This is a genomic window from Streptomyces sp. PTL18, assembly GCF_059510295.1.
Genome location: NZ_JCAJZO010000001.1, coordinates 654610 through 674477, shown reverse-complemented (window position 1 = coordinate 674477; position 19868 = coordinate 654610). Strand labels below are relative to the sequence as shown.

At 71.4% G+C, this 19868-nt stretch carries 14 protein-coding genes and 2 pseudogenes; 9 read left to right on the top strand and 7 right to left on the bottom strand.

Features of this window, described 5'->3' with window-relative positions; genetic code table 11:
• From AC5WS8_RS03165 to AC5WS8_RS03155, 3 genes are all read left to right on the top strand, one after another.
• Positions 1–1215: an acetyl-CoA C-acetyltransferase gene (locus AC5WS8_RS03165; RefSeq protein WP_496101679.1), complete on the top strand. Its 1215-nt coding sequence runs from the start codon at positions 1–3 to the stop codon at positions 1213–1215.
• A gap of 49 nt (positions 1216–1264) precedes the next feature.
• On the top strand, positions 1265–3445 hold the full coding sequence (locus AC5WS8_RS03160) for a 3-hydroxyacyl-CoA dehydrogenase NAD-binding domain-containing protein (RefSeq protein WP_496101678.1): 2181 nt from the start codon (positions 1265–1267) through the stop codon (positions 3443–3445).
• Positions 3446–3715: 270 nt separating this feature from the next.
• Positions 3716–5182, top strand: a complete 1467-nt coding sequence (locus AC5WS8_RS03155; protein ID WP_496101677.1) for an amino acid permease — start codon at positions 3716–3718, stop codon at positions 5180–5182.
• A gap of 112 nt (positions 5183–5294) precedes the next feature.
• On the opposite strand, the gene AC5WS8_RS03150 is transcribed toward AC5WS8_RS03155, so the two are convergent.
• Entirely contained in the window at positions 5295–6779 is a 1485-nt protein-coding gene (locus AC5WS8_RS03150; protein ID WP_496101676.1) for a M1 family metallopeptidase, read from the bottom strand.
• A 213-nt stretch (positions 6780–6992) separates the two neighbouring features.
• Here AC5WS8_RS03150 and AC5WS8_RS03145 point away from each other — a divergent pair, with 213 nt between their 5' ends.
• The 3 genes from AC5WS8_RS03145 (at position 6993) to AC5WS8_RS03135 (ending at position 11784) form a co-directional block, all read left to right on the top strand.
• Positions 6993–8948: a Xaa-Pro dipeptidyl-peptidase gene (locus tag AC5WS8_RS03145; RefSeq protein WP_496101675.1), complete on the top strand. Its 1956-nt coding sequence runs from the start codon at positions 6993–6995 to the stop codon at positions 8946–8948.
• 124 nt (positions 8949–9072) lie between these two features.
• On the top strand, positions 9073–10095 hold the full coding sequence (locus AC5WS8_RS03140; RefSeq protein WP_496101674.1) for an oxidoreductase: 1023 nt from the start codon (positions 9073–9075) through the stop codon (positions 10093–10095).
• A gap of 48 nt (positions 10096–10143) precedes the next feature.
• Positions 10144–11784 carry an ABC-F family ATP-binding cassette domain-containing protein gene (locus tag AC5WS8_RS03135; protein WP_496101673.1) on the top strand — a complete coding sequence of 547 codons (1641 nt, stop codon included), beginning with the start codon at positions 10144–10146 and terminating at the stop codon, positions 11782–11784.
• A gap of 90 nt (positions 11785–11874) precedes the next feature.
• On the opposite strand, the gene AC5WS8_RS03130 is transcribed toward AC5WS8_RS03135, so the two are convergent.
• The 3 genes and pseudogenes from AC5WS8_RS03130 to AC5WS8_RS03120 all read right to left on the bottom strand — a co-directional run bounded on the left by AC5WS8_RS03130 (position 11875) and on the right by AC5WS8_RS03120 (position 15406).
• Entirely contained in the window at positions 11875–14229 is a 2355-nt protein-coding gene (locus AC5WS8_RS03130) for a Tex family protein (protein ID WP_496101672.1), read from the bottom strand.
• 130 nt (positions 14230–14359) lie between these two features.
• Positions 14360–14488 (bottom strand): annotated as a pseudogene (locus AC5WS8_RS03125) (LPFR motif small protein); the annotation flags it as partial.
• Positions 14489–14539: 51 nt separating this feature from the next.
• Entirely contained in the window at positions 14540–15406 is an 867-nt protein-coding gene (locus AC5WS8_RS03120; RefSeq protein WP_496101671.1) for an SCO6745 family protein, read from the bottom strand.
• Between the two features lie 113 nt (positions 15407–15519).
• Between AC5WS8_RS03120 and AC5WS8_RS03115 the strand changes: the two genes are divergently transcribed.
• Both AC5WS8_RS03115 and AC5WS8_RS03110 read left to right on the top strand, forming a co-directional pair.
• Positions 15520–16473: a GlxA family transcriptional regulator gene (locus AC5WS8_RS03115; protein WP_496101670.1), complete on the top strand. Its 954-nt coding sequence runs from the start codon at positions 15520–15522 to the stop codon at positions 16471–16473.
• 10 nt (positions 16474–16483) lie between these two features.
• The gene (locus tag AC5WS8_RS03110) at positions 16484–17119 is read left to right on the top strand and encodes a DJ-1/PfpI family protein (protein WP_496101669.1); all 636 of its coding nucleotides are present in this window, start codon (positions 16484–16486) and stop codon (positions 17117–17119) included.
• Here AC5WS8_RS03110 and AC5WS8_RS03105 read toward each other — a convergent pair.
• The gene (locus AC5WS8_RS03105; RefSeq protein WP_496101668.1) at positions 17106–17855 is read right to left on the bottom strand and encodes an enoyl-CoA hydratase/isomerase family protein; all 750 of its coding nucleotides are present in this window, start codon (positions 17853–17855) and stop codon (positions 17106–17108) included. The two genes, AC5WS8_RS03110 and AC5WS8_RS03105, sit on opposite strands and share 14 nt — an antisense overlap.
• Before the next feature lie 231 nt (positions 17856–18086).
• On the opposite strand from AC5WS8_RS03105, the gene AC5WS8_RS03100 reads away from it, so the two are divergent.
• Entirely contained in the window at positions 18087–18596 is a 510-nt protein-coding gene (locus AC5WS8_RS03100) for an ATP-binding protein (RefSeq protein ID WP_496101941.1), read from the top strand.
• Positions 18597–18655: 59 nt separating this feature from the next.
• Here AC5WS8_RS03100 and idi read toward each other — a convergent pair whose 3' ends face one another.
• Together idi and AC5WS8_RS03090 are read right to left on the bottom strand one after the other, a co-directional pair.
• Positions 18656–19249, bottom strand: a complete 594-nt coding sequence (gene idi / locus AC5WS8_RS03095) for an isopentenyl-diphosphate Delta-isomerase (RefSeq protein WP_496101667.1) — start codon at positions 19247–19249, stop codon at positions 18656–18658.
• Positions 19250–19661: 412 nt separating this feature from the next.
• Positions 19662–19797, bottom strand: a pseudogene (locus tag AC5WS8_RS03090) (NAD-dependent epimerase/dehydratase family protein); the annotation flags it as partial.
• Positions 19798–19868: the final 71 nt, after the last annotated feature.

Here is a 19868-nt window from a genome sequence, read left to right as displayed (position 1 = left end):
TTGAGCACCGAAGCGTATGTCTACGACGCGATCCGCACCCCGCGTGGGCGCGGCAAGGCAGGCGGCGCCCTGCACGGCACCAAGCCCATCGACCTGGTGGTCGGGCTCATCCACGAGACGCGGCGGCGGTTCCCGGGCCTCGACCCGGCCGCGATCGACGACATCGTGCTCGGTGTGGTGAGCCCGGTCGGCGACCAGGGCTCCGACATCGCCCGGATCGCCGCGATCGCCGCCGGGCTGCCCGACACGGTGGCCGGCGTGCAGGAGAACCGCTTCTGTGCGTCCGGTCTCGAAGCGGTCAACCTGGCCGCCGCGAAGGTCCGCTCGGGCTGGGAGGACCTGGTGCTCGCGGGCGGCGTCGAGTCCATGTCCCGGGTCCCGATGGCCTCGGACGGCGGCGCCTGGTTCGCCGACCCGATGACCAACATGACCGTGGACTTCGTCCCGCAGGGCATCGGCGCCGACCTCATCGCCACCATCGAGGGCTTCACCCGGCGCGACGTCGACGAGTACGCGGCCCTGTCCCAGGAGCGGGCGGCGGCGGCCTGGAAGGACGGCCGCTTCGACCGCTCCGTGGTGCCGGTGAAGGACCGCAGCGGCCTCGTCGTCCTCGACCACGACGAGCACCCGCGGCCCGGCACGACCGCCGACTCGCTCGCCAAGCTGAAGCCGTCGTTCGCAGACATCGGCGAACTGGGCGGCTTCGACGCGGTGGCGCTGCAGAAGTACCACTGGATCGAGCGGATCGACCACGTCCACCACGCGGGCAACTCCTCCGGCATCGTCGACGGCGCGGCCCTGGTCGCCATCGGGTCGAAGGAGGCCGGCGAGCGGTACGGGATGCGGCCCCGGGCCCGGATCGTCTCCGCGGCGGTCTCCGGCTCCGAGCCCACGATCATGCTCACCGGGCCCGCGCCCGCCACCCGCAAGGCCCTCGCCAAGGCCGGGCTGACCATCGACGACATCGACCTGGTCGAGATCAACGAGGCGTTCGCCGCCGTCGTCCTGCGCTTCGCGAAGGACATGGGCCTGCCCCTGGACAAGGTCAACGTCAACGGTGGCGCCATCGCCCTGGGCCACCCGCTCGGCGCGACCGGCGCGATGATCCTCGGCACGCTGGTGGACGAGCTGGAACGGCAGGACAAGCGGTACGGGCTGGCCACGCTGTGCGTAGGCGGCGGCATGGGCATCGCGACGATCGTCGAGCGTGTCTGACCTTCCCCAACGGATCGAACGGATCGAACGGACCTTACGGAGCACCCCGATGAGCACAGAGTCCACCACCATCCGCTGGGAGCAGGACGACACCGGTGTCGTCATCCTCGTCCTCGACGACCCGAACCAGTCCGCGAACACCATGAACCTGGCGTTCAAGGAGTCGATCGCGGCGATCGCCGAGCGCGCCGAGGCCGAGAAGGACTCCATCCGCGGAATCATCTACACCTCCGCCAAGAAGACCTTCTTCGCCGGCGGCGACCTCAAGGACATGATCAAGGCCGGTCCCGAGGACGCCCAGCAGGTCTTCGACACCGGTGTGGCGATCAAGAACTCCCTGCGCCGGATCGAGACCCTCGGCAAGCCGGTCGTCGCCGCTCTCAACGGCGCGGCACTCGGCGGCGGCTACGAGATCGCCCTCGCCTCCCACCACCGCATCGCCCTCGACGCCCCCGGCTCGAAGATCGGCCTGCCCGAGGTCACCCTGGGGCTGCTCCCGGCGGGCGGCGGCGTCACCCGCACCGTGCGCCTGATGGGCATCGCCGACGCTCTGCTGAAGGTGCTGCTCCAGGGCACCCAGTACGCGCCCCGGCGGGCCCTGGAGAACGGCCTCGTCCACGAGGTGGCAGCCACTGCCGAGGAGATGATGGCCAAGGCCCGTGCCTTCATCGACGCCAACCTCGAGTCCCGGCAGCCGTGGGACAGGCCGGGCTACAAGATCCCGGGCGGTACGCCGTCGAACCCGAAGTTCGCCGCGAACCTGCCCGCCTTCCCCGCCAACCTGAGGAAGCAGCTGAACGGCGCCCCCTACCCGGCCCCGCGCAACATCCTCGCGGCGGCCGTCGAGGGCTCCCAGGTCGACTTCGAGACCGCCCTGACCATCGAGGCACGCTACTTCACCGAGCTGGTCACCGGTCAGACCGCGAAGAACATGATCCAGGCGTTCTTCTTCGACCTCCAGGCCGTCAACTCCGGTGCCAACCGCCCCAAGGGCGTCGAACCCCGCCGGGTCCGCAAGGTGGGCGTCCTCGGCGCAGGCATGATGGGTGCGGGCATCGCCTACGCGTGCGCCCGTGCCGGCATCGAGGTCGTCCTGAAGGACGTCTCCCTGGAGGCGGCCGTCAAGGGCCGGGGCTACTCCGAGAAGCTGTGCGCCAAGGCGGTCGCCAAGGGGCGCACGACCCAGGAGAAGGCGGACGCGCTGCTCGCCCGCATCACCCCCACCGCCGAGGCAGGCGACCTCGCAGGCTGCGACGCCGTCATCGAGGCCGTCTTCGAGGACCCGGCGCTCAAGCACAAGGTGTTCCAGGAGATCGAGAACGTCGTCGAGCCCGACGCGCTGCTGTGCTCCAACACCTCCACGCTGCCGATCACCGCGCTCGCCGAGGGTGTGGAGCGGCAGTCCGACTTCGTCGGGCTGCACTTCTTCTCACCGGTCGACAAGATGCCGCTCGTCGAGATCATCAGAGGGGAGCGGACCGGCGAGGAGGCGCTGGCGCGCGCCTTCGACCTCGTCCGGCAGATCAACAAGACGCCGATCGTGGTCAATGACTCGCGCGGTTTCTTCACCTCCCGGGTCATCGGCCATTTCATCAACGAGGGCGTGGCGATGGTCGGCGAGGGCATCGAGCCCGCGTCCGTGGAGCAGGCGGCGGCCCGGGCGGGCTACCCGGCGAAGGTGCTGTCCCTGATGGACGAGCTGACGCTGACCCTGCCGCGCAAGATCCGTAACGAGTCGAAGCGGGCCGTGGAGGAGGCGGGCGGCACCTGGACCGCGCACCCGGCGGAGGCCGTCATCGACCGTATGGTCGATGAGTTCGGCCGTACCGGGCGCAGCGGTGGTGGCGGCTTCTACGAGTACGGCGAGGACGGCAGGCGGGGGCGGTTGTGGCCGGGCCTGCGGGAGCACTTCACCAAGCCCGGGCACCGGATCCCTTTTCGCGACATGCAGGAACGCATGCTGTTCTCGGAGGCGCTGGACACCGTCCGGCTCCTTCAGGAGGGCGTGCTGACCTCCGTCGCCGACGCCAACATCGGCTCGATCTTCGGGATCGGCTTCCCGGGCTGGACCGGCGGCGTCCTGCAGTACATCAACGGCTACGAGGGAGGCCTGCCCGGCTTCGTGGCCCGTGCGCGGGAGCTCGCCGACCGCTATGGCGAGCGGTTCACGCCGCCCGCGCTGCTGGTGCAGAAGGCCGAGCAGGGGGAGCGGTTCGCCGACGCCCGCTGAGACCGCTTTGGGGGCCCGGCGCCAGGAGTCCGCGCCGGGTCCCCGGGGGCGAGCCGGTCCGCCCTACGGCGGCTTCATGACCAGCTTGGGGTGAATGAGTGACGAACATGTGAGAAGTCCCGCTCTGTGACGCGCGCCATCGCATGGGGATCGGCGTCTGGGAGAAGGTGGGCCCTTGGTCTGTGCCGCGTCAGGGGTGGCCGGGCCGGACCCCATCCGGAAGCCCGCGCACCACCCCAGCGCCGGGCGTACCAGAGAGTAGATCCACTCGTGAGCAAGGACGCCGTGAACACGGCCGCGGTCGCATCCGACACCGATGCGACCCGGGCGCCCGCGGACGCGGGCGACGCCGGTTACAGCAAGGACCTCAAGGCCCGCCACATCAACATGATCGCGATCGGCGGGGCGATCGGTACCGGTCTCTTCCTCGGTGCCGGAGGACGCCTGCACACCGCGGGTCCTGCCCTGGCGCTGGCGTACCTGGTCTGCGGCGTCTTCGCCTTCTTCGTCGTGCGCGCCCTCGGCGAGCTGGTCCTGTACCGGCCCTCGTCCGGGTCGTTCGTCTCGTACGCGCGCGAGTTCCTCGGCGAGAAGGGCGCGTACGTCGCGGGCTGGATGTACTTCCTGAACTGGTCGACGACCGGTATCGCCGACATCACCGCCATCGCGCTCTACACCCACTACTGGAGTCTCTTCACCTCCATCCCGCAGTGGGTGCTCGCCCTCATCGCCCTCACGGCCGTGCTGGCCGTGAACCTGATCTCGGTGAAGATCTTCGGCGAGATGGAGTTCTGGTTCGCGATCATCAAGGTCGCCACCCTGGTGGCCTTCATGTTCGTCGGCATCTTCCTGCTGGCCACGGGGCACGAGGTGGACGGCCGTACACCCGGCCTCGGTGTGGTCACCGACAATGGCGGGATCTTCCCGCACGGGCTCATGCCCGCGGTCCTGGTGATGCAGGGCGTGATCTTCGCGTACGCGGCCCTGGAACTGGTGGGCGTCGCCGCGGGCGAGACCGCGGAGCCCGAGAAGGTCGTGCCGCGCGCGGTGAACTCGATCATGTGGCGTGTGGGCCTGTTCTACGTCGGTTCGGTGGTACTGCTGGCGCTGCTGCTGCCGGGTTCGCTGTACTCCGGGGACGAGAGTCCCTTCGTCACCGTGCTGTCGAAGATCGGCGTCCACGGCGCGGGCGGTGTGATGAACCTGGTCGTCCTCACCGCCGCGATGTCCTCGCTGAACTCCGGCCTCTACTCCACCGGCCGCATCCTGCGCTCCATGGCCATGGCGGGCTCGGCGCCGAAGTTCACGGCGCGGATGAACAGCAGCCAGGTGCCCTACGGCGGCATCCTGCTGACCTGCGCGGTGTGTGTGATCGGCGTCGGCCTGAACTACTTCGTGCCGAGCCAGGCCTTTGAGATCGTGCTGAACGTGGCCTCCCTCGGGATCGTCAGCACCTGGGTGATCATCATGGTCTGCCACCTGGTCTTCGTCCGCCGGGCCCGGGCGGGCCGGGTCACCCGGCCGTCCTTCCGACTGCCCGGCAGCCCGGTCACGGAGATCGCGACGATCGCCTTCCTGCTGGTCTGCCTGGGCCTGATGTGGAACGATCCCGAGGTCGGCCGCAAGACCCTGCTGCTCATCCCCGTGATCGGGGCCCTGCTCGTCGGCGGCTGGTTCGCACTGCGCCGCCGCATCGAAGAGGCCGTGAACCGGGAGCTGACCGACCTCACGAAGTAGGCTCGGCGGCCCCCGCGCCGGGCGCTGTGGCCGGGGCCGGCTCCGCGTGCGTCTCCCGGAGCCGGCCCCGGACCCGGCGAGTGGGTCGGTGCCACCGGTGGAGCTCCGCCGATCAGCCGGAGTGCACGTCGTTCGTCGCCTCGATCTCCTTCCATGACTTCGGGGGCACCGGGGCGGCGGCGGTGCGCGCGACGGACGCGGCGCGTGCCGCCGGCTTCGACGGCTGGAACAGCCAGGTGTCGAAGAGCGCCCCCAGCGGCTTCCCGGACACCTTCTCCGCGTACGTCTCGAAGTCCGCGACCGAGGCGTTGCCGTACGCGTGCTCCTTCGGCCAGCCCTTCAGGACGGCGAAGAACGCGTCGTCCCCGATCGCGTTGCGCAGCGCCTGGATGGCCAGCGCACCGCGGTCGTAGACCGCGATGTCGAACTGGTTGTCCGGCCCCGGGTCACCCGGCTTCACCGTCCAGAACGGGTCGTCGGCCGGATGCGAGGCGTACACGTAGTCCGCCAGTTCCTGCGTCGTGCCCTCGCCCTCGTGCTCCGACCACAGCCACTGCGCGTACCGCGCGAAGCCCTCGTTGATCCAGATGTCCTTCCAGCCCTTCAGAGACACGTCGTCGCCGTACCACTGGTGCGCCAGTTCGTGCACCACGACGGAGGTGTTGGAGCCGTTGGCGAACTGCTTGGGGCTGTAGTACACCCGGGTCTGCGTCTCCAGGGCGTACCCGGTGGTCGTGTTCGGCACGTAACCACCCGCCGAGCCGAACGGATACGGCCCGAACCAGCCGCTGAGCCAGTCGACGATCTCCCCGGTGCGCTCCACGCTCGCCCGCGCGGCCCCGTCGTTGTCGCCGAGGTCCTTGCTGTAGGCGTTGACGACCGGTACGCCGCCGTCCGAGGTGCTCGTCGTGATGTCGAACCTTCCGATCGCGAGTGTGGCGAGATACGTCGCCTGCGGCTTGGTCTCCCGCCAGTTGTAGCGGGTCCAGCCCAGCTTGGAGCTCGTCGACTGCAGCGTGCCGTTGGATATCGCCTGGGTGCCGTCCGGCACGGCCACCGAGACGTCGTACGTCGCCTTGTCACTCGGGTGGTCGTTGCTCGGGAACCACCACCACGCCGCCTCGGGCTCGTCCGCGGCGACCGCGCCGTCCGGGGTGCGGTGCCAGGAGGTGAAGCCGTACGCGCTCTTGGCGGACGGCACGCCGCTGTAGCGGACCACCACGGTGATCGGCGTCCCCTTCGGCAGCGGGGTCCCGGGCGTCACCACCAGCTCGTGCCGGCCAGAGGTGGTGAAGGACGCCTTCGCGCCGTTCACCCGGACCTCACTCACATCCAGCAGGAAGTCCAGGTCGAAGCGCGACAGGTCCTGTGTCGTCCGCGCCAGGATCGTCGTCGTGCCCTGCAGCTCGTCGGTCTTCGGCTGGTACGTCAGCCGCAGGTCGTAGTGCGAGACGTCGTATCCGCCGTTGCCGTAGTACGGGTAGTAGGGGTCGCCGATACCCGGAGCACCGGGGCTGTAGTCGGCCGCCGACGCCGGGATCGCCAGCAACAGGGAGGCCGCCGCGAGTGCGCCCGGGGCGATGAGTCTGCGGTGCACGAGAACTCCAAGTCGTAGGGGCACGAGGTCTGTTGGGTCCGGAGCCCATTCAGACCCCGCATCCCGCAACATGTCCATGGCACCCCCTGTCACACGGTCGCCATCCGGCCGACATGAGCCGGCAGATCCACCGGTCCCCTCCAGTGCGCGGTACACGACTGCCCCTCAGATGCCCCCTTCTGCGCCCGAGTTGATCCCGGTACCGTCCCGCGCATGCGGATCACCACCCCCCTCAGAGCCGTCAGACCGCTCGCGGCGGCGGCCACTGCCGCCCTCCTGGCGGTCTTCCTCACCCCGTCGGCGGCCCACAGCACGTCCCGGGAGAGCCGGCCTGTCTACTCCTACGAGAACGCCATCCGTGAGTCCGTCTGGGTGGACACCGGTCTGGACGGCGACGGCGACGGGAAGACCGACCGTGTCGCCGCCGACATCGTCAGGCCCCGTGAACCCGCGGCCCGGGGCCGCAAGGTGCCCGTCATCATGGACGCCAGCCCCTACTACTCCTGCTGCGGGCGCGGCAACGAGAGCCAGAAGAAGACCTACGACGCGAGCGGCCACGTCGTCCGGATGCCGCTCTTCTACGACAACTACTTCGTGCCGCGCGGCTACGCCTTCGTCGGCGTCGACCTGGCCGGAACCAATCGCTCCGACGGCTGCGTGGATGTCGGCGGGCGCTCCGACGTCCACTCCGCCAAGGCCGTGATCGACTGGCTGAACGGCCGGGCCAGGGCCTACACCACCCGCACCGGCACCACGGCCGCCAAGGCCACCTGGACCAACGGTGCCACCGGCATGATCGGCAAGAGCTGGGACGGCACCATCGCCAACGGAGTCGCGGCCACCGGCGTCAAGGGCCTGAAGACCATCGTGCCCATCAGCGCCATCTCCTCCTGGTACGACTACTACTTCGCCAAGGGCGCACCCCTGTACGACTCCGGCCCCGACTGGCTGTCCGACTACGTCGAGAGCCCCGGTGCTCGCGCCACGTGCGCCGCGGTGCAGCAGAAACTCGTCGACGGCGCGCCACGCACCGGTGACTGGACACCGCTGTGGAGCGAACGCGACTACGTGAAGGACGCGGGCAAGGTCCGCGCGAGCGTCTTCCTGGTGCACGGCATGCAGGACCTCAACGTGCGCACCAAGCACCTCGGCCAGTGGTGGAACGCGCTCGCCGAGCACGGCGTCGAGCGCAAGATCTGGCTCTCGCAGACCGGGCACGTCGACCCCTTCGACTACCGGCGCGCCGCATGGGTGGACACCCTGCACCGCTGGTTCGACCACGAACTCCTCGGTTACGACAACGGCATCGACCGCGCCCCCATGGCCGACATCGAACGCCACCCCGACCAGTGGGTCACCTCCACCACCTGGCCGCCCCGCGGCACCGCCACGACCACGCTGCGCCCCGGCCGCGGTGACCGTGCGGGGGTCGGCACCCTGGGACTGCGCCCCGGCACCGGCACCGAGACCTTCACCGACGACCCGCGGCTCGGCGAGACCGACTGGGCCGCGCACATCGACCGGCCGACCCCGGCCCAGGCCGGGTTCGTCACGTCGTCCCTGACCAGGGACCTGCGCGTCTCCGGCTCCTCCACGGTGACCGTCACCGTCACGCCCACCACCTCCTCGGCCCACCTGTCCGCCGTGCTCGTCGACCTCGGCCCCGACACGATCCGGGACTACGCCGACTCCGCGGAGGGCATCACCACACTCACCGACCGCACCTGCTGGGGCGCGAGCACGGCCGGCGACAGCGCCTGCTTCAAGGCCACCCAGGCCAAGAAGACGGACGTCGCCGCCACGGTGTTCAGCCGCGGCTGGGCAGACCTCGGCCACTACGCCTCGAACACGAAGGGCGTCCCGCTGACCCCGGGCAGGCCCTGCACGATCACCCTCGACCTGGCCGCCACCGACCACGTCGTCCCCAAAGGCCACCGCCTGGCCCTGATCGTCGCCGGTACCGACAAGGACCTCATCGACCCTCCGTCCACCAGGCCTGCCCTGACCGTCGATCTGTCCCGCACAGCGGCCCGGGTACCGCTCGTCGGAGGGGCCGCGGCGTTCGCGGGCGCCACCTCGGGGCCGCCGACGGCCACTGCGGCGCCCACCACGCCGTACGGCATGGAAGACGGCCCGCACACGGTCCACCGCGTCCCTGACGGCACCTGACGGCGGCGCACGGCTGCCGACGGAGCCTCGGGCGGCGGGGTCGCACCGGCCCCGCCGCCGCAGTACGCCGCCCGAATCCGCCCTGCCGTGCTCACATCACGCACCGTGTGGGGATACTCACAGCATGTCTGCCGAATACGCGACCTTCGGCCTGGCGCCGGCGATGCGGGCCGGTGCCGTCCTCACCGGCGGTGACTACGAGGCGCACCGTGACTTCGTGGACTTCGCCGTCGACGGACGCCCGCTGCTGCACCGGCTCTCCGACCTGGACGCCGTGTCCCCGCTGGCCTCCGACATACCGCCCGCGATCTTCACCGCGCAGGTGCGCGGGCTGTTGCTGGAGACCGCGGCGCCGCTGCCGGGCGGCCGGTACGTCCTGTACGGCTGCCCCGAGTGCGAGGATCTGGCGTGCGGAGCGGTCACCGCCGTCATCGAGCGCGCCGGGGACGACTACATCTGGCGGGACTTCGCCTGGCAGACCGACGACACCGCCGATCTCCGGCTCAACGGCTACCACGGCATCGGACCCTTCCGTTTCGAGGGAGCCCAGTACCGTGCGGCGTTGGGAGCGCTGCTGGACGGCGGTCCCCCCGTGTCCCGACGCCGCGTGCTGCTGATCGGCGCCCGCGCCGCCGAGCTCGCCAAGCTCGCCGCCGCCCTGCGCACCATCGGCATCGGCGCCGACATCACCCGCGACGCGACCGGCGTCCCCGCCGAGGAACTGCGCCGGTACAGCACCGTCGCCTTCGGCCGGGCGGTCACCGCGGAGGAACGGGCCGCCGTACGCCGCTCCTTCGAGGACGCCGGCATCGAGGTCGCTCAGGTCGACGGACTCGCCCCGATCATCCCGCTGCTCGTCGCCCAGATCGAACAGGCGCTGGACCGCGCCCCGGTGGAACAGCGCCGCCTGACGGGACTGGCCGTCATCGACGGCGCGGCCGACGTCGAGGTGACCTCCCTCTGCCGCGTCCGTCTCACCGCCCACCGCCTCGGCCGTCTCCACCGCGCTCACACCAGCGAGGTCTTCGACGGCATCCTGGAGCCGGGCCGTCACCGTATCGCCCTTGACCCCGAGGCGGTGAAAGGCGAGGCCTTCCTGGTGGCGCGGACGTCGGGAAGTGTGCTGGTCGAGGCCGTGACGCGGTGAGAATCCGCGCGCGGGCCGCACCGGTCGGCCGTTAGGATCGGCGGTCTGATGACTGCCACCCTCGTCGCCAAGAACCTCGCCGCCGGCCACGGCGACCGCTCGCTGTTCACGGGGCTCGACCTCGTCGTCGCGCCCGGTGATGTGATCGGGCTCGTCGGTGCCAACGGCGCCGGCAAGTCCACCCTGCTGCGCCTGCTCGCCGGGCTGCTCACCCCCGAGCAGGGCGAGCTGCGGCTGTCCCCGCCGACCGCGACGGTCGGACATCTGCCACAGGAGCCGGAGCGCCGGCCGGGGGAGACGGTACGGGAGTTCCTGGGGCGCCGCACGGGTGTGGCCGAGGCCCAGCGCGCGATGGACGAGGCCACCCAAGGGCTCGTCGACGGGGCGCCCGGTGCCGACGACGCCTACGCGGCGAGCCTGGAGCGCTGGCTGGGACTCGGCGGCGCGGACCTCGACGAGCGCGCCGAGGAGACCGCCGACTCCCTGGGCCTGGGCGTCGGCCTGGACCAGTCGATGGCGTCCCTGTCCGGCGGTCAGGCGGCCCGCGCCGGCCTCGCCTCCCTGCTGCTCTCCCGCTACGACGTCTTCCTGCTCGACGAACCCACCAACGACCTCGACCTGGACGGCCTGGAGCGGCTGGAGCACTTCGTGAGCGGCTTGCGCGCGGGGACGGTGGTCGTCAGCCACGACCGGGAGTTCCTCACCCGCACGGTCACCAAGGTCCTCGAACTCGACCTCGCACAGCGGCAGATCAACCTGTACGGCGGCGGATACGAGGCCTACCTGGAGGAACGCGAGTGGGCCCGCCGGCACGCCCGCGAGGAGTACGACGAGTACGCGGACAAGAGGGCCGCCCTCCAGGAGCGGGCCCAGATGCAGCGCGCCTGGATGGACAAGGGCGTCAGGAACGCGCGCCGCAAGGCGAGCGACAACGACAAGATCGGCCGCAAGTTCCGCAGCGAGGCCAGCGAGAAGCAGGCCGCGAAGGCCCGGCAGACCCAGCGCATGATCGAGCGCCTGGAGGCCGTCGAGGAGCCGCGCAAGGAATGGGAGCTGCGCATGGAGATCGCGGCCGCTCCGCGCTCGGGCGCGGTCGTCGCGACGCTGCGGGACGCCGAGGTACGGCGCGGGGACTTCACCCTCGGTCCCGTGTCCCTCCAGGTCGACTGGGCGGACCGGGTGGCGGTGACGGGTGCGAACGGCGCCGGGAAGTCCACACTGCTCGGGGCGCTGCTCGGCCGTGTCCCGCTGGACGCGGGCCACGCCTCCCTCGGCTCGGGCGTCCTGGTCGGTGAGGTCGACCAGGCCCGCAAGCTGTTCCACGGCCCGGAATCCCTGCTGGACGCGTTCCGCGCGGCGGTCCCCGACACCGAGCCGGTGGACGTCCGTACCCTGCTCGCCAAGTTCGGCCTGAAGACGGACCACATCCTGCGCCCCGCGGCGACCCTCTCCCCGGGCGAACGTACCCGTGCCGCGCTCGCGTTGCTCCAGGGCCGTGGCGTCAACCTGCTGGTCCTGGACGAGCCGACGAACCACCTGGACCTGCCGGCGATCGAACAGCTGGAGGCGGCCCTGGACTCCTTCCAGGGCACCCTCCTCCTCGTCACGCACGACCGCCGGATGCTGGACGCGGTACGGGTGACACGTCGCCTGGAGGTGGCGGACGGCAAGGTGACCGAACACCGGTGACCGCGTCGGGTGATCGGCGTGTCGCCCGGACCGCCCGCGTTCTCCGGTGGACCCGGGCCCCCGGGACGAGCAGGGCCCGGGTCCGGCACCTCAGCGGCGACCGGGCTTCTGGTCGAGCAGTCCCGCGCGGCGCAGTGCGTCCGCCATCGCGCTGTTGGCCGGCGGGGGCGCCTGACGTGCGCCCTGGCCCTGACGGCCCTGGCGCTGCTGCGGAGGACGCCCGCCGCGCTGCCGGGCGCCACCGGAGGGCCGGCCCTGCGGGGCCGCCTCGTCGTCCAGCCGCAGTGTCAGCGAGATCCGCTTGCGCGGGATGTCGACGTCCAGCACCTTCACCTTGACGATGTCACCCGGCTTCACCACGTCCCGCGGGTCCTTGACGAACGTCTTCGACATCGCGGAGACGTGGACAAGACCGTCCTGGTGGACGCCGACGTCGACGAAGGCGCCGAACGCGGCGACGTTCGTGACCACGCCCTCCAGGACCATCCCCGCCGACAGGTCGGAGATCTTCTCCACACCCTCCTTGAAGCTGGCCGTCTTGAACGCGGGTCGCGGGTCGCGCCCCGGCTTCTCCAGCTCCTTGAGGATGTCGGTCACCGTCGGCAGACCGAACGTCTCGTCCACGAAGTCGGGCGCCTTCAGCGAGCGCAGCACCGCCGTGTTCCCGATCAGCGACGCCACCTCCTGGCCCGTCGTCTTCACCATGCGCCGGACGACCGGGTACGCCTCCGGGTGCACGCTGGACGCGTCCAGCGGATCGTCGCCGCCGCGGATCCGCAGGAAGCCGGCACACTGCTCGTACGCCTTGGGCCCGAGCCGCGCCACGTTCTTCAGCTGGGCACGGGACGTGAACGGGCCGTTGGCGTCGCGGTGCGCCACGATGTTCTCCGCGAGCCCGGAGGAGATGCCGGAGACCCGGGCGAGCAGCGGAGTCGACGCGGTGTTGACGTCCACCCCCACGCCGTTCACACAGTCCTCCACCACCGCGTCCAGCGAGCGGGACAGTTTCACCTCGGACAGGTCGTGCTGGTACTGGCCGACACCGATCGACTTCGGGTCGATCTTCACCAGTTCGGCGAGCGGGTCCTGCAGGCGGCGGGCGATGGAGACCGCGCCGCGCAGCGACACGTCCATGTCCGGCAGCTCCTGCGAGGCGAACGCGGAGGCGGAGTACACCGATGCGCCCGCCTCCGACACCATCACCTTCGTCAGCTTCAACTCGGGGTGCCTGGTGATGAGTTCACCGGCGAGCCTGTCGGTCTCGCGGGACGCCGTGCCGTTGCCGATCGCGATCAGCTCGACCGCGTGCTCCTCGGCCAGTCGTGCCAGCTTGGCGATCGCCTCGTCCCACCTGTTGGCCGGGACATGCGGGTGGATGACGTCGGTGGCGACCACCTTGCCGGTCGCGTCCACCACGGCCACCTTCACGCCCGTACGGAATCCGGGGTCCAGGCCCAGCGTCGCCCGCGTGCCGGCGGGGGCGGCGAGCAGCAGGTCGCGCAGGTTGGCCGCGAAGACCTTGACGGCCTCGTCCTCGGCCGCCGTGCGCAGCCGAAGCCGCAGGTCGATGCCGAGGTGCACCAGGATGCGGGTGCGCCAGGCCCAACGGACCGTGTCCAGCAGCCACTTGTCGGCGGGGCGACCGCGGTCGGCGATCCGGAAGCGGTGAGCCACGATCCCCTCGTACGACGACGGGCCCTCCGTCGGCTCCTCGGGTTCCAGGACGAGGTCGAGCACCTCCTCCTTCTCGCCGCGCAGCAGTGCGAGGACCCGGTGCGAGGGCAGCTCGGTGAACGGCTCGGCGAAGTCGAAGTAGTCGGCGAACTTCGCGCCCGCCTCCTCCTTGCCCTCGCGCACCCTGGAGGCCAGCCGCCCGCGCACCCACATGCGCTCGCGCAGCTCGCCGATCAGGTCGGCGTCCTCCGAGAACCGCTCGGTGAGGATCGCCCGCGCACCGTCCAGCGCGGCCTGTGGGTCCGGTACCGCCTTGTCGGCGTCGACGAACGCGGCGGCAGCGGCGAGCGGCTCGACCGTCGGGTCGGCGAGCAGGCCCTCGGCCAGCGGCTCGAGACCCGCCTCGCGCGCGATCTGCGCCTTGGTGCGCCGCTTCGGCTTGTAGGGGAGGTAGATGTCCTCCAGACGCGCCTTGGTCTGGGCGCCCCGGATCTGCGCCTCCAGCTCGTCGGTGAGCTTGCCCTGCTCACGCACCGACTCCAGGATCGCCGTGCGCCGCTCCTCGAGCTCCCGCAGATAGCGCAGCCGCTCCTCGATCACGCGCAGCTGCGCGTCGTCGAGCATCTCGGTCGCTTCCTTGCGGTAGCGGGCGATGAAGGGCACCGTCGAACCGCCGTCCAGCAGCTCGACCGCGGCCTTCACCTGCCGCTCCCGTACGCCGAGCTCCTCGGCGATCCTGCCTTCGATGGACCCTACGAGGGGTGTCGTCACGATCCCGTACCGCCTTCTCCACTGAGGTTGCGCGGCAATTGTGGCAGGTCGCACCGACAACGGAGGCTCAGGGCACGGACACGGGGCGGCGGAGCCGGGCTCCACCGCCCCGTGTCCGTGCCCTCGCACCCGCTCGGGCCCGGTGGGCGGAGCCCGCAGCCCCGCCGAACAGCCGGGCCAGTGCCCTGAACGGCATCGTCACGACGGTCGCGACGGCGTCGCCGATCCGGCGCAGTACGTCTGCGATCGCACGGAACACGGGCTTTCCTTTGCGTCGCCCGTGTGGATCAGCGGGTGGCGGCCGGGTACCTCAGGCCTTGCCGATCATGCCCTCCGGGAAGGCTCCGGACTTGAGAGCGCTGGTCAGGAACGCGCCCGCGAGTTCCGTCAGCCGTTCGACGCCCGCGGCACCGAGGTGTTCGTAAGGGGCCCGGTCGAGGCGGTCGGTCTCCGCCTCGATGTCCCCGCGCAGCGCGGTGCCCGCCTCGGTCAGCCCGTCGTCCGCGCCGAGCAGCCCACGCTCGCGCAGCCGCTCGCAGGCCGCGTCCCAGTCCTCGCGGCTCCAGCCGCGCGTGCCGAGCACCCACTTCGGGGACATGCCCCTGCCGGTCGCGGTGTGCGTGACCAGCGCCTCCACCGGGTCGAGGTCCGCGGCCAGCAGCACCGCGAGGTGGCCGTCACCGCGGTGCTCCCGCAGCAACGTGGCCGCGTGCCAGAACGCCAGGTGCGGCTCGTCCGGCACCGGCAGATCGGCGTGCGCGGCGTACAGCGGGCGCGCGTGCCGAGTGCACGCCTGAGTCGCGCGCAGCGCGAGCTCCGCCGCCTCGGCCATCTCCTTGGCGGCGACGGCCTCCTCACCCAGCAGCCGCCGCAGCGTCGCATCGACGGCACGCGCGCGTGCCGCGAGCACCACCTGGGGAGACGCCGTTTCCCACACGGCGGGCACGTGCCGTGCCACCAGGGCGGGGTGGAAGTTGAAGAACGCGGCCGTCACCACACCAGCGCCCACGGCGCCCATGGCGGCGGCCCGCACCGCGAAGTAGCCGGCCCTGGTGTCGGACACGCCCACGGCGGTCAGTTCCCGGTTCAGATCCGGTGAGAAATAGTGCGTCGAGTGCAGCGGATTGATCACATCGTGGCAGCGCCGCCCGGCGCGCTCCGGCAGGGAAGAGGTCATGAGGGGCAGGTTACCGACTGGTCGGTACGTCGAGAAGGGCAAGACCGGGCATGGCAGGAAAGGTGGGATCTCCGTCGTTGCGGTCATGCCGCCGCTCGCCAAGAATCGATGGCATGCGCACCCTCCTTGTCGTCCTCTTCGACGATGTGCAGAGCCTCGACGTCACCGGCCCGGTGGAGGTCTTCGCGGGCGCCGAGCAGCGTTGTCCCGGGTCCTACCGCCTCATCACCGCATCCCTCGACGGCGGCCCGGTCCGCACCTCCAGCGGTCTGACGCTGGTCCCCGACCACGCCCTCTCCGACGTGCCCACCCCGCACACCCTGATCGTCCCCGGCGGCCAGGGCACGCGGCGCCCCGACGGACGCCTGCTCGACTGGCTGCGTGAGCACGGTCCCCGCGCCGACCGCCTGGTCTCCGTGTGCACGGGCGCCATCCTGCTCGCCCGCGCGGGCCTCCTCGACGGGCGCCGAGCCACGACCCACTGGGCGTACTGCGACACGCTGGCCCGCCACCACCCCGAGATCGAGGTCGACCCCGACCCCATCTACGTGCGCGACGGACACGTCGCCACCTCGGCCGGCGTCACCTCCGGCATCGACCTCGCCCTGGCCCTCGTCGAGGAGGACCTCGACCGTGACACCGCCCTGGCCATCGCCCGCCACCTGGTCGTCTTCCTGCGCCGCCCCGGCAACCAGGCCCAGTTCAGCGCCCAGCTCGCCGCCCAGACCGCGCAGCGGGAGCCCCTGCGCGAGGTCCAGCGGTGGATCAGCGAGCACCCGGGTGACGACCTCACCGTGGAGTCCCTCGCCGCCCGCGCCCGGCTGTCGCCCCGGCACTTCGCCCGCGCCTTCCAGGCCGAGACCGGGATGACCCCGGGCCGCTACGTCGACCGGATCCGCCTCGAGCACGCCCGCCGCCTCCTGGAGGACACCGCCGACGGTGTCGAGGAGATCTCCCGCGCCGGCGGCTACGGGACCCCCGAGGCCATGCGCCGCGCCTTCGTCAAGGCGCTCGGCGCGTCCCCGGCGGAGTACCGCCGCCGTTTCCGTCCCATGCCCGTCCGATGAGAGGAACCCCATGCGGATCGCCATCGTCCTCTACGACCGCTTCACCGCCCTCGACGCCGTCGGCCCCTACGAGACCCTCGGCCGCCTCCCCGGCGCGCAGACCGTGTTCGTCGCCGAGCGGACCGGGCCCGTGCGCACCGACACCGGAGCCCTCGCGCTGACCGCCGACCGGACCCTCGCCGAGGTGCCGGACCCCGACATCGTGGTCGTCCCCGGCGGCCCCGGGGAGACCGGGCAGATGGAGAACCGGGTGCTCCTCGACTGGCTGCGCGCCGCCGACGCCACCAGTACCTGGACGACGTCCGTGTGCACCGGCTCCCTGCTGCTCGCCGCCGCCGGGCTGCTCAGGGGCCGCCGGGCCACCTCCCACTGGCTCGCTCTGGACGCCCTGAAGTCCTTCGGCGTCGAACCCACCGGCGAGCGCGTCGTGTTCGACGGCAAGTACGTCACCGCCGCCGGCGTCTCCTCCGGCATCGACATGGGCCTCACCCTGCTCGGCCGAATCGCGGGCGACGAACACGCCCGAGCCGTGCAACTGCTCACCGAGTACGACCCGCAGCCGCCCTACGACGCCGGCTCGCCGCAGAAGGCGCCCGCGCATCTCGTCGAGGAGTTCCGTTCCAAGAGCCGCTTCATCCTGACGTAGTCCAGGTGAAGCGCGGCTGCCTGCGCTCCAGGAAAGCGGCGACACCCTCCGCGGTGTCGCCGCTGCCGAGCGCCTGCCCCGCCCAGTACGCGTCCCGGTCCGTCCGCCCGTTCGCGAACTCCTTGGCCGCCGCCTGCGTCAGCCGAGAGCGTGAGGCCAGCACCCGCGTGAACTCCGCGACCCGCTTGTCGAGTGCCCCCGAGGGCAGTACCTCCTCGACCAGGCCGGTCCGCAGCGCCCGTTCCGCCTCCACCAACTCCCCGGAGAACAGCAGGTACTTGGCGGTTCCCGGCCCCACCAGCGACACCAGCCGCCGGGTCGAGGAGGACGGATAGACGATCCCCAGCCTGGCGGGCGTCACCCCGAACAGGGCGCCCTCCTCCGCGAACCGCAGATCGCAGGCCGCCGCGAGCTGAGCACCCCCGCCCACACAGTGCCCGCGCACCGCCGCAAGTGTCGGCTTGGGGAACGCGGCCAGCGCCTCCTCGGCCCGCACCGCGAGGGTCTGCGCCCGCTCCGGCGAACCCCTCAGGGTGGAGATGTCGGCGCCCGCGCAGAACGTTCCGCCCTCCCCGGTCAGCACCAGCGCCCGGACCGTGGGATCGGCGGCCAGGCCGTCGAGCAGCGGTGGCAACGCCTCCCACATGCCGGCGGTCATGGCGTTCCGTTTGGCCGGATGGTGGATGACGACGGTCGCGACCCCGTCGGCGACGCGGTGCAGCAACTGGGGTTCCATACGCCGGATGCTATCCGTGGCCGCTGGGGGTTCGACGAACACCTACAACCCGAAGAGTTCGCAAGGCGGCGCCGCAGGGGCCAGGAACGGTCACGCAACTGACCGTGTCATACGCAGGTGGTCAGATGTCGTCGATACCCGCTGACTTGTGTTCAGTCATTCTGGACGGGCAAGCGCATTCCCAACACTCGACGTGTGGTGACAATCGAGCGCAAGGGTGGCGACCGGACGATGGAGAACGAAGGGCGAGGGCACGGCCCGCGCCCTGAAGGCGGCGGGAGGGCGCCGGACGACGTGAGGCCGTCGGGACCGCTGCCGTACGAGGGGGTGTGGCGGTTCACCGCCGCCGCCGTGGACGCCTCGGTGCCGCAGGCGCGGCACGCCGTACGGGACCTGCTCGTCCGCCAGGGCGTGCCCGTCTCGGACGACACCCTGCAGGCGCTGTTGCTGATCGTCTCCGAGCTGGTCACCAACGCGGTCCGGCATGCGGCGCTGCTGTCGCCGATGCTGGCCGTGGAGGTCGCCGTCGGTCCCGAGTGGGTGCGGGTGGCGGTGGAGGACGACCACCCCTACCGCCCGAGCGCGCTGGAGGCCGATCACGGCCGTACCGGTGGCCGCGGACTGCTCCTGGTGCGTGAGGTGACGAGGGAGGCCGGCGGGGTGTGCGACGTCGAGCACACCGCCGGCGGCGGCAAGGTGATCTGGGCCGCGCTTCCGCTCAAGTCCGCCGGCATCCTCTGAGCCCGTCCCTCACCGGCGAACCGCGGGGTCCGTCCGGACGGACCGGACGGACCCCGGCTTCACCAGCCCGCGGACGGCCCGGTCAGCTCCCTGATCGCGGGCCGCGCCGCGTCCAGGACCGTCATGAACCACGACGAGAACGTGTCCTCGGCGTGCCGCTGCGCCAGCTCCTCCGCCGTCGCGAACGCCGTCGCCCCGACCTCCTCCGGGTCCGGGTGCGGGCGGGACTGCACCAGACCGACGAAGAGGTGGTTGTACTCCTGCTCCACCAGGCCGGAGTCCGGGTCCGGATGGTTGTAGCGGACCGTGCCCGCCTCGGCGAGCAGCGACGGGGAGACGCCCAGCTCCTCGTGCGTCCGCCGGGCCGCCGCCGCGAACGGGGCCTCACCGGGATAGGGATGGCCGCAGCACGTGTTGGACCAGACACCGGGGGAGTGGTACTTGCCCAGCGCCCGCTGCTGGAGGAGCAGCCGGCCCCGCTCGTCGAAGAGGAACACCGAGAACGCGCGGTGCAGCCGACCCGGCGGCTGGTGGGCGGAGAGCTTCTCAGCCGTGCCGATCGTGGTGCCGTTCTCGTCGACCAGCTCCAGCATGATGGCTTCCGCGGTGCCGTTCGGCGAACGGTGCGTCGCGGTGGCAGGTGTGATCGGCATACCCATCCTTCGCATCGGTTGTCCAGCCCCAAGTCTGCCGTACGAATCCGGCACTCCCGGCACTTCACTCCTTCCCGCATGTCCCGTTCCGGGCCTCGCGGAAGGGGCCCGGACCCGCACATTCAGTACGCCGGAAGCGGTCGGACAGCTGTCGGACATCTGATCGTGCCCGGCGTCGAGGACGCGGAACCGCGTGAGGGCGCGCCCCGGGCAGCCCGCGCCCGCGTATGCGTCGCGCACCCGTGGAGCACCCCGCGTACCCCGCCGGGGAGCTCTCATCCCGCTCAGCCGTGGCGAGCCTCCGGGTGGTGCAGCAGCCGGCCCTGCCAGGCCGACTCCGCCATGTCGCGCACCGCGCGCCGGGCGGCCCGGCCCAGCTCCCGCTCGGTCGGCGCGGAGGCCCGCGCCGGCGCGATGCCCTCCGGAAGGCGGGCGGCCACGCCGGCCGAGAGGTCGTCCAGGACGAGGACCCGCTCACCCTCGGCGGTCGTCGCCCGCGCCGCATGAGCTCCGGTGCGCCCGGCTCCACCGGTGATCAGCCATGTCATGGACCCTCACCCTATGCCCGTCCCGGCGCCCAGCGGTCGGCCCCGGTCACTCGCATGCCTGGAACGGGCGG